The organism is Halomonas sp. LBP4, assembly GCF_003202205.1.
Taxonomy (GTDB): Bacteria; Pseudomonadota; Gammaproteobacteria; order Pseudomonadales; family Halomonadaceae; genus Halomonas; species Halomonas flagellata.
Window position 1 is genome coordinate 361,612 of the sequence record NZ_PDOG01000001.1, and the last position, 14,899, is coordinate 376,510.

At 67.9% G+C, this 14,899-nt stretch carries 12 protein-coding genes; 3 read left to right on the top strand and 9 right to left on the bottom strand.

The window, feature by feature from the left end:
- Nucleotides 1-19: 19 nt before the first annotated feature.
- Both CR157_RS01710 and CR157_RS01715 read right to left on the bottom strand, forming a co-directional pair.
- Complete coding sequence (locus tag CR157_RS01710) at nt 20-733, bottom strand: ABC transporter ATP-binding protein (RefSeq protein ID WP_110281812.1); 714 nt, start codon at nt 731-733, stop codon at nt 20-22.
- Nucleotides 734-782: 49 nt separating this feature from the next.
- On the bottom strand, nt 783-2,024 hold the full coding sequence (locus CR157_RS01715) for a lipoprotein-releasing ABC transporter permease subunit (protein WP_110281813.1): 1,242 nt from the start codon (nt 2,022-2,024) through the stop codon (nt 783-785).
- A 151-nt stretch (nt 2,025-2,175) separates the two neighbouring features.
- On the opposite strand from CR157_RS01715, the gene CR157_RS01720 reads away from it, so the two are divergent.
- Nucleotides 2,176-3,231, top strand: a complete 1,056-nt coding sequence (locus CR157_RS01720; RefSeq protein ID WP_110281814.1) for an agmatine deiminase family protein — start codon at nt 2,176-2,178, stop codon at nt 3,229-3,231.
- Between the two features lie 142 nt (nt 3,232-3,373).
- The gene (locus CR157_RS01725; protein ID WP_110281815.1) at nt 3,374-4,276 is read left to right on the top strand and encodes a carbon-nitrogen hydrolase; all 903 of its coding nucleotides are present in this window, start codon (nt 3,374-3,376) and stop codon (nt 4,274-4,276) included.
- Between the two features lie 294 nt (nt 4,277-4,570).
- Here the strand turns inward: CR157_RS01725 and CR157_RS01730 are convergent, their stop codons facing one another.
- The 4 genes from CR157_RS01730 to CR157_RS01745 form a co-directional block, all read right to left on the bottom strand.
- A complete protein-coding gene (locus CR157_RS01730; protein ID WP_110281816.1) occupies nt 4,571-5,518 on the bottom strand; it encodes a Nudix family hydrolase in 948 nt (315 codons plus the stop codon).
- Between the two features lie 86 nt (nt 5,519-5,604).
- On the bottom strand, nt 5,605-6,834 hold the full coding sequence (gene argJ, locus CR157_RS01735; protein WP_110281817.1) for a bifunctional glutamate N-acetyltransferase/amino-acid acetyltransferase ArgJ: 1,230 nt from the start codon (nt 6,832-6,834) through the stop codon (nt 5,605-5,607).
- A 117-nt stretch (nt 6,835-6,951) separates the two neighbouring features.
- Entirely contained in the window at nt 6,952-9,693 is a 2,742-nt protein-coding gene (secA, locus tag CR157_RS01740; RefSeq protein WP_110281818.1) for a preprotein translocase subunit SecA, read from the bottom strand.
- A gap of 67 nt (nt 9,694-9,760) precedes the next feature.
- Nucleotides 9,761-10,135 (bottom strand): hypothetical protein, encoded by a 375-nt coding sequence (locus tag CR157_RS01745; protein WP_110281819.1) that lies wholly within the window; start codon nt 10,133-10,135, stop codon nt 9,761-9,763.
- A 107-nt stretch (nt 10,136-10,242) separates the two neighbouring features.
- Here CR157_RS01745 and CR157_RS01750 point away from each other — a divergent pair, with 107 nt between their 5' ends.
- Complete coding sequence (locus CR157_RS01750) at nt 10,243-10,701, top strand: DUF721 domain-containing protein (RefSeq protein ID WP_181421934.1); 459 nt, start codon at nt 10,243-10,245, stop codon at nt 10,699-10,701.
- 533 nt (nt 10,702-11,234) lie between these two features.
- On the opposite strand, the gene lpxC is transcribed toward CR157_RS01750, so the two are convergent.
- From lpxC to ftsA, 3 genes are all read right to left on the bottom strand, one after another.
- Nucleotides 11,235-12,146: a UDP-3-O-acyl-N-acetylglucosamine deacetylase gene (gene lpxC, locus CR157_RS01755; RefSeq protein ID WP_110281821.1), complete on the bottom strand. Its 912-nt coding sequence runs from the start codon at nt 12,144-12,146 to the stop codon at nt 11,235-11,237.
- A gap of 111 nt (nt 12,147-12,257) precedes the next feature.
- Nucleotides 12,258-13,433: a cell division protein FtsZ gene (ftsZ, locus tag CR157_RS01760; RefSeq protein ID WP_110281822.1), complete on the bottom strand. Its 1,176-nt coding sequence runs from the start codon at nt 13,431-13,433 to the stop codon at nt 12,258-12,260.
- Nucleotides 13,434-13,467: 34 nt separating this feature from the next.
- Entirely contained in the window at nt 13,468-14,757 is a 1,290-nt protein-coding gene (gene ftsA / locus CR157_RS01765; protein ID WP_110281823.1) for a cell division protein FtsA, read from the bottom strand.
- Nucleotides 14,758-14,899: the final 142 nt, after the last annotated feature.

Below are 14,899 nucleotides of genomic sequence, written 5' to 3' on the forward strand. Positions count from 1 at the left end.
GCGGGTCGCGATACGCGACTCAGGCCCGGGGCTGCTCGGCGAGGCGCCCGCCATCGAGCTTGAGCACGCGATCCTGGTGGGCCGCCAGTGCCGGGTCATGGGTCACCACCACGAAGGCGCAGGCGGTGGTGCGCGCCAGCTCATCCATCAGTGCCAGGATGCTCGCCGCCGTAGTCTGATCCAGGTTGCCGGTGGGCTCGTCCATCAGCACCAGGCTCGGGTCGGTGACCAGGGCCCGGGCGATGGCGACCCGCTGGCGTTCGCCGCCGGAAAGCTCACCCGGCTTGTGGTCGGCACGCTCCGCCATGCCCACCCTGGCGAGGATCTCCAGCGCCCGGGCCTCGGCGGCCTTCTTGCGCTGCCCCCGCACGATCAGCGGCAGGGCGGCGTTCTCCAGCGCCGTGAATTCCGCCAGCAGGTGGTGGAACTGGTAGACGAAGCCGATGAGCCGGTTGCGAAAGCGCCCCAGGGCGGCGTCGCCGAGGTTGCGCAGCGACTCGCCGGCGATATGCACCTCGCCCCGGCTGGGGCTATCGAGCCCGCCCAGCAGGTTGAGCAGCGTGGTCTTGCCGGAGCCGGAGCTGCCGACGATAGCCACTCGCTCCCCGGCGTGGACCCGCAGCTCCAGGCCGTCGAGCACGGTGAGGTCCTGGGGACCCTCGCGGTAGATCCGGGTCAGGTCGTGGCACACCAGCATCGGCTGGGCGGCAGCAGCGCTTGGCGCAGCGGACATCGGCGTCTCCTTGTGCGGATCCTGATGGGTACGCGGGTGGAGGCTCGACTCATTCATAACGCAGCACCTCGGCCGGCTGGACCCGCGCCGCGCGCCAGGCGGGATAGAGGGTCGACAGGAAGGTCAGGACCAGGGCGGCGGCGACGATGTCGCGCACGTCGGCCCAGTGGAGTCGGGACGGCAGGTCGCTGATGAAGTAGACCCCGGCATCGAGGAACTGGAAGCCCAGCGTCGACTCGACCCACCCGATGAGATCCGCAATGGTCAGCGCCAGCAGCACGCCGAGTCCCACCCCGACGAGAATCCCGATCGTGCCGATGGCCAGCCCCTGGACGATGAAGATGCCCATGATCGAGCGCGGCGTGGCGCCGATGGTGCGCAGGATAGCGATGTCGGCATGCTTGTCGGTGACCACCATCACCAGGGTCGAGACGATGTTGAAGGCCGCCACGGCGATGATCACCGTGAGCAGCAGCGCGATCATGCGCTTCTCCATCTGGATCGCCTGAAAGAGGTTGCCGTGGGAGAAGGTCCAGTCGAGGCCGCGGTAGCCCGCGCCGAGTTCGTCGATGATGGCCCGGGTCTCGCTGCCGGCCAGGAAGAGATCACTCAGTTCGAGGCGCAGCCCACCCACCGCATCGCCCATCCGGGCCAGGGTCTGCATGTCCTCGATATTGGCGTAGGCCAGGCCGGCATCGAGATCGGCGCCGACGCTGAAGATGCCGCTCACGTTGAAGCGCTTGAGCCGCGGGAAGACCCCGGCCGGGGTGATCGAGGCCTCGGGCACCAGCAGGGTGACCCGATCGCCTACCCCCACGCCCAGGCGCCGGGCCAGGATCGAGCCGAGCACGATGTTCCACTCGCCGGGCTCGAGATCCTCGAGGCTGCCCCGGCTCATGTGCTCGTCGACGATCGACACCCGGCTCTCCCACTCGGGATCGATGCCGTTGACCAGGGCGCCCTCGTTGCGACCGCCCACCGAGAACATGCCCTGCTGCTCCACATAGGGCGCGGCGCCGATCACCCGCTCGCGTTCCATCAGCCGCTCGGCCAGCGACCGCCATTCGGTGACCCCCCCGGGCGACTCGATCTTGGTGTGCGGCACCATGCCGAGGATCCGGGTGCGCAGCTCGTGGTCGAAGCCGTTCATCACGGAAAGCACCAGGATCAGCACCGCCACGCCCAGCATCAGCCCCAGCATGGAGGTCAGCGAGATGAAGGAGATGAAATGGTTGCGGCGCTTGGCGCGCACATAGCGCAACCCGATCAGGAAAGGCAGGCGGTCGAGCATGGTGTCGTTCCTTGTCAGCGGGGGGTCATGGTACGGTTTTTTGCACGATACTGCATCGGTCGACGAAGCGGATTCCCCGATGCTTGCAACATTGCCGTGCTGGCCCTACATTTCGCCGGCCACGATGATCCACTCGACGAGATTCAGCCCCATGGCCGATCGCCTGCTTCCCGAATGGCACCCCCAGGATGCCGTGCAACTGACATGGCCCGGTCCCGACAGCGACTGGGCCCCGCTGCTCGAGCGCATCGAGGCCACCCTTGAGGCCATGGTGGTCGCCATCGCCCGCTACCAGGCCGTGCTGGTCGGCGTACCCGACGCCGCCACCCGGACCCATCTCGAGCGGCGCTTCGCCCGGCTGGGCGTGGATGCCTCCCGCCTGCACCTGCTGGTGGCCGCCGCCGACGACACCTGGGCCCGGGACCATGGCCCGATCGCCGTGGAGCGCCACGGGGCACCGCTGCTGCTCGACTACGTCTTCACCGGCTGGGGAGGCAAATACGCGGCCGAGCGCGACAACACCCTGACGAGGCGCCTGGCCGAGGCCGGCGTCTTCGCCTGTCCGGTGGTCAGTCACGACCTGGTGCTCGAGGGCGGAGCCCTCGACACCGACGGCCAGGGCACCCTGCTGACCACCGAGGCCTGTCTGCTCAACCCCAACCGCAACCCGGGCCTCGACCGCGCGGCGATGGAAGCCCGACTGCAGGCCGACCTCGGCATCACGCGGGTGCTGTGGCTGGCCAACGGCCACCTCGAGGGCGACGATACCGACAGCCATGTGGACACCCTGGTGCGCTTCTGTGACCCCGGCACCATCGCCTATGTGCGCTGCGACGACGAGAGCGACCCCCACTACCCGGCGCTGGCCGCCATGGAGGCCGAGCTCCGCGCCCTGCGCCGCCTCGACGGCGAGCCCTATCGACTGGTCCCGCTGCCCTGGCCGCGCCCCTGCTTCGACCCGGTGGACGGCCACCGGCTGCCGGCAACCTATGCCAACTTCCTGATCATCAACGGTGCCGTGCTGGTGCCGGTCTACGGCGACGCCGCCGACACCCGGGCGTTGACCGCCCTGGCCGGCGCCTTCCCCGATCGCGACATCGTGCCCATCGACTGCCTGAGCGTGATCCGCCAGCACGGCAGCCTGCACTGCCTGACCATGCAGCTGCCCCGGGGCAGCCTGGCCGTTGAGGATACGGCGGTTACCTGAAGCGAGAGGCGCCGGGGGCAGGTCAGAGCGGGGGTCCTTTTCCAGGGAAGGAAAAGGTAGCGTACAGGGAAGTATTCACAGCGCCCCCGCGGAGACCTGTCGCCGGATCAGCCTCGAGAATAGACCTACGAGGAGAGTCAACATGCCCCGTCATCTGAAGGTCGGCCTGGTCCAGCAGCCCGCCTGGCCCGACAAGGCGCGCAGCCTGGCCGAGAGCGAGGCCGGCGTGCGCGAGCTGGCCACCGCCGGCGCCGAGCTGGTGATGCTGCAGGAACTCCACGCCACCCACTACTTCTGCCAGTACGAGGACGCCGAGCTCTTCGACCTGGCCGAGCCGCTGGACGGCCCCAGCGGCCAGCGGCTGGCCGCGCTGGCCGCCGAGCTCGATATCGTGCTGGTGGGCTCGCTGTTCGAACGCCGCGCCCCGGGGCTCTACCACAACACCGCCGTGGTCTACGACCGCAAGCTCGGCCGGGTGGGTCACTACCGCAAGATGCACATCCCGGACGATCCCGGCTTCTACGAGAAGTTCTACTTCACCCCCGGCGACGTCGACGAGGCCCGGGGCCAGGGCTTCTCGCCCATCGACACCTCGGTGGGCCGGCTTGGCCTGCTGGTGTGCTGGGACCAGTGGTACCCGGAGGGGGCCCGCCTGATGGCACTCGCCGGCGCGGAGCTGCTGCTCTACCCCACCGCCATCGGCTGGCATCCCCCCGACGACGACGCCGAGAAGCACCGCCAGAAGGATGCCTGGACGCTGATCCAGCGCAGCCACGGCGTGGCCAACGGGCTCCCGGTGGTCGTCGCCAACCGGGTCGGCCACGAGCCCGACCACTCGGGCGTGAGCCCCGGCATCGACTTCTGGGGGGGCAGCTTCATCTGCGGCCCCCAGGGCGAACTGCTGGCCCACGCCGGCGTGCAGGCCGAGCGGCTGCTGGTGACCCTGGACATGACCCGTTGCGAGGAGGTACGACGCATGTGGCCGTACCTCCGCGATCGCCGGATCGATGCCTATGGCGACCTGACGCGGCGCTACCGGGACTGAGCGGTCGGGCCCCACGAGTAGTAGCTCGACAGTGGCGGCACGTTCGCCGATAAAGACGCCGAGGCCGCCCCTATGGGGTCAGACCCCGGCCGAGTTACCTGGCCTGTCATAGTGCACCTTGCGAGCGGATTCGACGCCGCCGGGGTCTGACCCCATAGGGCCTCCCAGCACTGGCTGCCCGCCACGTAGTCGACCCAATCAGCTGATTTCTCATCAATGCTTGTGAAGACACCCCCGCCGGCTCGGCCGACGGGGGTGTTTTTTCTTCAAGCTTCCAGCTTACGGCTTGAAGCTCTATTTCCAGAAATCCCTGATCGAGGCGATGCCCTGGGCGCCCACCGCACGGGCATGGTTGGCGTCGAAGCGGGTCATGCCGCCCAGCGCAAAGACCGGCATGGCGGCGCGCTCGACCAGCTGCTGGAAGTCGTGCCAGCCCATGGGCGCCACCTCCGGATGCGACGGCGTGGTGCGCAGCGGCGAGAGGGTCACGAAATCGCAGCCGAGGCGGCCGGCCTGGACCAGCTGTGCACGGTCGTGGGTGGAGGCGGAGAGCCACTTGCCCTCGGCGATGGGCCGGCGCTCCAGCGACATCAGTCGTTCGCTGGTCAGATGGATGCCGTCGGCATCGACCTTCTCCAGCAGGCCCGGCTCGCCATTGAGCAGCAGCCGAGCCTCGAAGCGGCGACACAGCGCCAGCGCCTGCTCGGCGCGGGCCAGGTAGGCCGGCTCGTCCAGCGACTTGTCGCGCAGCTGCACCAGCCGCACGCCGTCCTCGACCAGCGCCCGCTCCAGACGCTCGAGGAAGAGCGCCTCGTCCTCCTCCTCGGCGGTGATCAGGTACTCGGTGGGCAGCATCACCGCCCGCAGGATCGGCAGGTTGGCCGCCGGAAACGGGTAGTTGACCAGCTCCGCCATGGGCACCCAGCGTACCGCCTGCCCCTCCCGGCCGAAGGGCTCGCCGGAGAACTCATGGACCTGCCACACATCCAGCAGGATGTGCTTGTCGGCGTATTCGTGGTGGATGCGAATCAGCGGCTGGGCCCGCTGGATCTCCACCCCCAGCTCCTCATGCAGTTCGCGCTTGAGCCCCTCGAGCCCGGTCTCGTAGGGTGCCAGCTTGCCGCCCGGAAACTCCCACAGGCCACCGTGATCGACGTTGGACGGCCGACGGGCGAGCAGCACCGCCCGGCCGTCGGCACTGATGATGGCGGCGGCCGCCACGTGCACCCTTCTCTTCACCATTGCGTTCATTCACTCTTCCAACTTGTCCGCGCGGGCCAGGGCACGGCGCGGGATCTCTGTCTGGCTGTTGGCCACTATCGTGCCGGTCAGCTGCGGTAGTCGGCGTTGATGGTCACATACTCGTGGGAGAGGTCCGAGGTCCAGACCGTGGCGGTCTCCGCGCCGCGCCCCAGGTCGATGCGGATGGCGATCTCCTCCCGGGCCATCACGGCGCTGCCCGCCTCCTCGGTATAGCCGGCGGCACGGCCACCGTTCTCCACCAGCCGCACCTCGCCCAGGTCGATGGTCACCCGCGCCACGTCGAAGTCCTTCACCGGCGCACGCCCCACCGCGGCCAGGATCCGCCCCCAGTTGGCATCCGAGGCGTAGAGGGCGGTCTTGACCAGCGGCGAATGGGCCACGGTGAAGGCCACGTCCAGGGCCTCCCGCCGGCTCGCCGCCGAGTCGACCTGGAGGGTGACGAACTTGGTCGCTCCCTCGCCGTCGCGGATGACCGCCTGGGCCAGCTCGGTCATCACCCGCTGCAGGCCGTTGCGGAACACCGCGACCTGCTCCTCGCTGGCCACGCTGGCCCCCCGGCCGGTGGCGATCAACATGCAGGCATCGTTGGTGGAGGTATCACTGTCCACCGTGATGCAGTTGAAGGAGCGATCCACCGTCTCGCGCAGCAACGCCTCGAGCAGTGACTGCTCGATGGCGGCATCGGTGGCCACGAAGGCCAGCATGGTGGCCATGTCGGGACGGATCATGCCCGAGCCCTTGCTGATGCCGTTGATGGTCACGCGGCTGTCGCCCAGCTCCAGGGTCACGCTGGCCCCCTTGGCGCGGGTATCGGTGGTGAGGATGCCCTCGCCCGCCTCGCGCCAGGCCGCGCTCCCCGCGTCGAGTGCCTCGAGCGCCCCGGGCAGGCCGCCGAGCAACCGCTCCATCGGCAGCGGTTCGCCGATCACCCCGGTGGAGAACGGCAAGACGCGCTCCTCGGCCACGCCGCCCAGTCGCGCCAGTTCGGCGCAAGCGATGCAGGCATCGCGCAGGCCGGCCTCGCCGGTACCGGCATTGGCGTTGCCGGTGTTGATCACCAGGTAGCGCGGCCCCTCGCCACGGGCGACACAGGCCGCCAGGTGCTCCCTGGCCACGCTCACCGGCGCGGCGCAGAAAGCGTTGCGGGTGAAGGTGCCCGCGACCCAGGCCCCCTCGGGCATCTCGATCACCACCAGATCACGACGGCCGGGCTTCTTGATGCCCGCCATGGTCGTCCCCAAGCGCAGGCCCTCGATCACCGGCATCTCCGGAAAGCGTGCTTCACCCACTGCCATGGTCTTCTCTCCTGTCTGGAATCCGCTCCGAGCTTCGAGCAACATGGTGTCCTCTGACTCGAGGCCCGCAACACTTGGCCCGCAGCCCGCAGCCCGTAGCCCGCAGCCCGCAGCCCGTCAGCTCAGCTTGCCGCAGCACTGCTTGTACTTCTTGCCGGAACCGCAGGGACAGGGGTCGTTGCGACCGACCTTTGGCCCTTCCCGGCGCAGCGGGCGACCATCGGCTCCCGGCGGCACGGCGGCGGCTGCCCCCGCCTCGCCCTGGGCGACCTCGGGCGCATCGTGACGGCTGTCGGCGGTGGCCTTCTCCCGCTCCAGGGCCGCGCGACGCTGGCGCTCCATCTCCTCGACCTCCTCGGGACGACGCACCTTCACATGGCTGAGGATACGGGTCACGTCGGCCTTGATGTTGCTCAGCAGGGTCTGGAACAGCTCGAAGGACTCGCGCTTGTACTCCTGCTTGGGATTCTTCTGGGCATAGCCGCGCAGGTGGATACCCCGCCGCAGGTGATCCATCGATTGCAGGTGTTCCTTCCAGCGGGTATCGAGCACCTGCAGCATGACCTGCTTCTCGAAGCGGCGCATCAGCTCGGCACCGGCCTCCTCGACCTTGGCCTGGTAGGTCTCGCGGTGCATGGTCTGGAGGCGCTCGCGCAGTTGCTCCTCGTGGAAGCGCTCGTCCTTCTCGGACCACTCGACCACCGGGGCCTCGAGATTGAACTCGCTGCGCAGGTGCGCCTCTAGCCCCGGCAGGTCCCACTGCTCGGGCAAGCTCTGGGGCGGCACGAACTCGCTGATGGCGAGGTCCAGCACCTCCTCGCGGATGCCCATGACCGCGTCGGAGACGTCGTCGGAGGCGAGGATCTCGTTGCGCTGCTCGTAGATCACCCGACGCTGGTCGTTGGCCACGTCATCGTACTCGAGTAACTGCTTGCGGATATCGAAGTTGCGGCTCTCGACCTTCTTCTGGGCCCGCTCCACGGCGTTGGAGACCATCTTGTGCTCGATCGCCTCGCCGCGCTCCAGCCCCAGGGCCTTCATCATGCGTTGCACCCGGTCGGAGCCGAACAGGCGCATCAGGTTGTCTTCCAGCGACAGGAAGAAGCGGGTCGAGCCCGGGTCGCCCTGGCGGCCGGCCCGGCCCCGCAGCTGGTTGTCGATGCGCCGCGACTCGTGACGCTCGGAGCCGACCACGTGCAGGCCACCGGCGGCCAGCACCGCCTCGTGGCGGGCCTGCCACTCGGCCTTGAGCTGCTCGATCTGGGCCTCGCTGGGGTTCTCGAGCTTGGCCGCCTCGGCCTCCCAGTTGCCGCCCAGCACGATATCGGTACCGCGGCCGGCCATGTTGGTGGCGATGGTGATGGCCCCGGGGCGACCGGCCTGGGCGATGATCTCCGCCTCGCTCTGGTGCTGCTTGGCGTTGAGCACGTTGAAGGCAAGCCCCGCCTGCTTCATCAGGCCGGCCAGGTACTCCGAGGTCTCGATCGAGGCGGTACCCACCAGCACCGGGCGTCCGGCCTCCGTCTGTACCCTGACGTCCTCGATGATCGCCTCGAACTTCTCCTCGGCGCTGAGGTAGACCAGGTCGTTGAGGTCCTCGCGCACCAGCGGCCGGTTGGTGGGAATCACCACCACGTCCAGGCCGTAGATCTGGCGGAACTCGAAGGCCTCGGTATCGGCGGTGCCGGTCATGCCCGCCAGCTTGTCGTAGAGGCGAAAGTAGTTCTGGAAGGTGGTGGAGGCGAGCGTCTGGCTCTCGCGCTGCACGGCCACCTCCTCCTTGGCCTCCACCGCCTGGTGCAGGCCCTCGGACCAGCGCCGGCCCGGCATGGTGCGGCCGGTGTGCTCGTCGACGATCACCACCTGGCCGTCCTTGACGATGTAGTCGACGTCACGGTGGTAGAGATGACGCGCCCTCAGCGCCGAATGCATGTGCTGCAGCAGGTTGAGGTTCTGAGCGGCATAGAGGGAGTCCTCGGCGCCGAGCAGTCCCTCGGCCCGCATCAGCTCCTCGATCTTGTTGTGCCCCTCCTCGGTGACTTCCACCTGCTTCTGCTTCTCGTCGAGCAGGAAGTCGCCGCTAACCGGCTCGTCCTGATCCTCCGAGGCCTCTCCCTTGACCAGGTTCACCGCCAGGCGGTCGACCACCTTGTAGAGCTCGGTGTTCTCGTCCACCGCCCCGGAGATGATCAGCGGCGTACGCGCCTCGTCGATCAGGATGGAGTCCACCTCGTCGACGATGGCGTAGTGGAGCCCCCGCTGCACCTTGTCCTCCAGCGAGAAGGCCATGTTGTCGCGCAGGTAGTCGAAGCCGAACTCGTTGTTGGTGCCGTAGGTGATGTCGCAGGCGTAGGCGGCACGCTTCTCCTCGGCGGTCTGGCCGGCGAAGATGGTGCCCACCGACAGGCCCAGGAACTCGTAGAGCGGACGCATCCACTCGGCGTCACGCCGGGCCAGGTAATCGTTGACCGTGACCACGTGCACGCCCCTGCCCGGCAGGGCGTTGAGATAGACGGCCAGGGTGGCCACCAGGGTCTTGCCCTCGCCGGTCTTCATCTCGGCGATACGGCCACCGTGCAGGGTCATGCCGCCGATCATCTGCACATCGAAATGGCGCATGCCCATGACGCGCTTGCTCGCCTCGCGCACCGTGGCGAAGGCTTCGGGCAGCAAGGCGTCGAGGCCCTCGCCCGCCTCCAGGCGCGCCCGGAAGTCGTCGGTGCGGGCCTGGAGCGTTGCATCGTCGAGGGATTCGAGTTCCGCTTCCCGCACGGTGATCCGTGCGACCTGCCGGGACATGCGCTTGACTTCGCGGTCGTTCTTCGAGCCGACGACCTTGCGTAACAGGGAATTGATCATGAAGGGTCCAATATCTGCGTGTGGCATCGTGCCGGCCCCGGAGTGGCCGGCCGTTCGAGCGGTTCTATCAGCTTGCCCACGCAGCGGGCGGGCCTCGACGTGTCAGGACATCATGGGCGGCGGTGAGGCGCCGCCGGAGTGGCGACAGGCGGCGCCGGCTCCACCGAGGCGCCGGCGGGGTGCGGCCGGTGCCCGCGGGCCACCGCGTGAGCGCGCGACGGCGGGCCTGGAACCGCGAGCTGGCACGGATCAGGGCCGGGGCCAGGATGCAGATCTGGGCGATCCGCTCGGCGTGGCGCAGGCTCTCGACCTGCCCCAGCCCGGCCGGCAGCAGGCAGCCCACCAGCAGGCCGGCCAGCCACCAGCGCGCCGGGCGGCGCACCACCGCGGGGCGATGGCCGCGGGGGGCGGCGTGGCGGGTGGAGGACTGGACGGTCGGCATGCTGTCGACGAACTCCCGAGCGTGCTAGGCTCTCGCTGTTGGCCGGTTGCCGGCCCCATGACGTGGCCGGATGCGGAGATCAGGGGAAGGCCCCGAGAAACAAGCCCATGAGTATAAAGGTTAAGCGTCCCAGAGCACAGCCCATGTCCCGGCTGCTGGAAGGCAGTGGCGAGCTCGGCTCGCTGATGCGCACGGCACGCCTGATCGAGCGAGCCCAGCAGCATCTGCGCGACCACCTCCCCGAGGAGGTCCGCGAGCACCTCCATGTGGGCGGCTATCGCGAGGGACGCCTCACCCTGATCACCGACCGCGCCGTCTGGCTGACCTGGCTCCGCTACGAGCAGCGCCGCCTGCTGTCGCTGCTGCACCAGCTGCCCGGCTTCGAGGCCGTGACCGGCTTCCAGTTCAAGGTGCGCCCGGTGCGGCCCGCGACCGTGCCGCCTCGCCAGGTCCGCCAGCTTCCCGCCGGGGCCGCCGACGAACTCTCCAGCTGTGCCGCCGACGTGGAGGATCCCCGCCTCAGGCGCGCCCTTGAACGCCTGGCCTCCCACGCCGAGAAGCCCTGACGCAGCGCCGACTCGCCGGACAGGCTGCCAAGGGCATCGACCGCTCGCCCTCAGGGACTGCGCTTGCGCGCGCGACGCCGCTGCGCCGGGGAACCCCTGCGACCGGGCTCCCCGCCGACGGCGCCCAGGCAACCCAACAAGGCACCCGCCCAACAGCACCAGAGCTGGCCGACGACCGGCCACCAGACAAGCGGCGCTAGCATCGGCTGACGCGTTGCAGCGGCACCACGCCGAACCCGCTCGATGGGGAAGCGAAGAATCTTGGCCATGATGTCATCCTCCTTGCTATTCAAGCCGAACCGCCGGCCATCGGATGAGCCAGCGGGAGGGACACTTAACGCCATGCAAGGGGCGCGCCATATGTCATGACAAGGCCACCCGGCAGAGGCCGATGCTCCTGCCCCGCGGGCGTCGAATGGGCGTTTCTCCCGGGATAGGCGCTCCGCAAGGAGGGAGGCCGGTCGGCAAGACGCCGCCACCCGATCGGGTGGCGGCGTCTTGCCTTGCCTGACTGCCGGAGAGGGGAGCGCGGATCAGGCCATGGCCGGCGCCGCGTAGGAGATCGGGGCGATCTCGGCCTCGTCCTCGAAGGTCACCAGCTCATACGCCTCGGGTTGCGCCATCAGCGCCCGGCAGAGCTGGTTGTTGAGGGCGTGGCCCGACTTCACGCCGCGGAACTCGCCGATCAGGCTATGGCCGAGCTGGTAGAGGTCACCGATGGCATCGAGCACCTTGTGCTTGACGAACTCGTCGTCGTAGCGCAGCCCGCCCTCGTTCACGATACGGTAGTCATCGACCACGATGGCGTTGTCGAGGCTGCCACCCAGCGCCAGGTTGTTGGAACGCAGGTGCTCGAGGTCGCGCATGAAGCCGAAGGTGCGCGCCCGGGAAACCTCCTTGACGAAGGAGGTGGTGGAGAAGTCGACCATGGCGGTCTGCTTCTGGTCCTCGAAGACCGGGTGGTCGAAGTCGATGGAGAAGGAGACCTTGAACCCCTGATGGGGCAGGAAGATCGCCTCCTTGTCATCCTCGCGCACCACGATCTCGCGCTTGATGCGGATGAACTTCTTGGCCGCCCCCTGCTCGGCGATGCCCGCCGACTGGATCAGGAACACGAAGGGACCGGCACTCCCGTCCATGATCGGCACCTCGGGGGCGCTGACATCGACGTAGGCGTTGTCGATGCCCAGGCCGGCGAGTGCCGACATCAGGTGCTCGACGGTGGCGACCCTGGCCCCTCCCGCGGAGAGGGCGGTACACAGGGTGGTGTCGGTGACGTTCTCGGCACGGGCCGGAATCCGCACCTCGGGATTCAGGTCGGTGCGCACGAAGACGATGCCGGTATCGACCGGTGCCGGCCGCAGGGTCAGGTAGACCTTCTTGCCGGAATGCAGGCCGACGCCGGTGGCGCGGATGACGTTCTTTAGAGTACGTTGTCTGATCATGGGCAGTGGCCAGGCAGTTGTTGATTATCAAACACCGTTCACTATAACACCGAACGAGTGTTTCAACAAAAAAACATCACCCAACCCTGCCCATGCAGCCGAAAGCGCACCTCAATCGGCCTGACGGCGCAGGAAGGCCGGGATGTCGAGGTAATCATCGAGCTCCTGGGACTTGCGCTTCTCCGGACGGGGCTTGGCGGCCTCCTCGGGCTCGGCCGCCCTGGCGGTGGCCTGCTGGCGCATCACCGCGGGCTGCTGTTGCATCCTGCGGTAGTCACCGGCCTCGCTGCGCTTGGCGGTCTCGCGGGCGGCCGGCTTCTGCTGCTGCCGGCCATCGAGCCCCGCGGCCACCACGGTGACCCGCAGCTCGTCGGTCATCTCCATGTCGATGGAGGTACCGACCACGATGGTGGCGTCCTGGGAGGCGAACTCCTGGACGGTGGCACCGACATCGTTGAACTCGCCGATGGAGAGGTCCGGGCCGGCGGTGATGTTGACCAGGATACCGCGGGCACCGTGCAGATCGATATCCTCGAGCAGCGGGCTGCGGATCGCCTTCTCGGCGGCCTCGCGGGCACGATTCTCGCCGGTGGCGCCACCGGTCCCCATCATCGCCATGCCCATCTCGGACATCACCGTGCGCACGTCGGCGAAGTCGACGTTGATGATGCCGGGGCTGGTGATCAGCTCGGCGATGCCCTGCACGGCGCCGAGCAGCACGTCATTGGCGGCGCTGAAGGCGGTCAGCAGGCTGGCGCTCTTGCCCAGCACCGAGAGCAGCTTCTCGTTGGGGATGGTGATCAGGGAGTCGACATGCTCGGAGAGCTCCCTCATGCCCTCCTCGGCGGCACGCATGCGCTTGGGGCCCTCGAAGGGGAAGGGGCGGGTCACCACGGCAACGGTCAGGATGCCCAGCTCCTTGGCCACCTGAGCCACCACCGGAGCCCCCCCGGTGCCGGTGCCGCCACCCATCCCGGCGGTGATGAACACCATGTCGGCACCACCGAGCAGCTCGGCGATGCGTTCGCGGTCCTCCATGGCGGCCTGGCGACCGACATCGGGGTTGGCCCCGGCACCGAGCCCCTTGGTGATCTCGCTGCCGAGCTGGAGTACGGTCTTGGCCGCGACCCGTTTCAGGGCCTGGGCGTCGGTGTTGGCGCAGATGAACTCCACGCCCTCGATGTTGCTCTCGACCATGTGATTCACGGCATTGCCGCCACCACCGCCGACACCGATCACCTTGATGACCGCACTGCTTGAGGGTGCGCTATCTACCAGTTCGAACATATGCCCCGTCTCCTGGACCGCATCGGCGGCCCTGTCAGAAATTTCCTTTCAACCAGCCCTTCAGCCTGTCCAGCGCCGGAATCCCTTCCCTCAATCCCCGTCGGGAGGCGTCTTCGCGCCTCGGCTGCACCGGGATCACGCCACCTTGTGCCTGTCGACTCAGCCCCTGACGGGCCTCTCGCAAGGCGTAATGTAGCAAACCGACCCCGGTCGAATAAATCGGATTGCGCACCACGTCGGCGAGCCCCCGCACGTTCTGCGGGCAGGCAATGCGCACCGGCATGTGGAAGATCTCCTCCGCCAGCTCCACCACGCCCTCCATGCGCGATGTGCCACCGGTAAGCACCACGCCGGCCGCCACCAGGTCCTCGTAGCCGCTGCGCCGGAGCTCGTCGCGAATCAGGGTGAAGAGCTCCTCGTAGCGCGGCTCGACCACCTCGGCCAGGGACTGGCGGGAGAGGTCCCGGGCCGGCCGGTCGCCGACGCTCGGCACCTTGATCATCTCGTCGCTGGCCGCCAGTTGGGTCAGGGCGCAGGCATACTTGACCTTGATTTCCTCGGCATACTGGGTCGGCGTACGCAGCGCCATGGCAATGTCGTTGGTGACCTGATCGCCGGCGATGGGAATTACCGCCGTGTGGCGGATGGCCCCCTCGGTAAATACCGCGATATCCGTGGTACCGCCACCGATATCGACCATGCAGACGCCCAGTTCACGCTCGTCCTCGGTGAGCACCGCATGGCTCGAGGCCAGCTGCTCGAGGATGATGGCGTCGACCTCGAGGCCGCAGCGCCGCACGCACTTCTCGATGTTCTGCACCGCATTGAGCGCCGCCGTGACCAGGTGAACCCTGGCCTCCAGGCGTACGCCGGACATGCCGAGTGGCTCGCGGATGCCGCCCTGGGTGTCGATGGCGAACTCCTGGGGCAGCACATGCAGCACCCGCTGCCCTTCGGAAATCGCCCGGGCACGGGCCGAATCGATGACGCGGTCGATGTCGGAGGGCGTCACCTCGCGCTCCTTGATCGCCACCACCCCGTCGGAGTTCATCGAACTGATGTGGCTACCGGCCACCCCGACATAGACGGAGTGGATATCGCAGCCGGCCATCAGCTCGGCCTCCTCCACGGCGCGCTGAATCGATTGCACCGTGGACTCGATGTTGATCACCACACCCTTCTTCATGCCCCGGGAGGGGTGTGAGCCGATACCGGCGATCTCGATCCCGCCATCGTCGTTGGGCTGCCCCACGATCGCCACGACCTTGGACGTTCCGATATCCAGCCCGACTACCATATTCGACGCATTGGATGGACCTGCCATGAGTCGGGAAATCTCCTCGAACCTGGCCCACAAATAAGGGGGCGTTTAATCCTGAAAAACAAGCCTGGAGCAATTATAGGAACAACTACGGTTGATCCACCAGCCCATTACGAAAATCAAACTTCACGATACGGCGATTTTG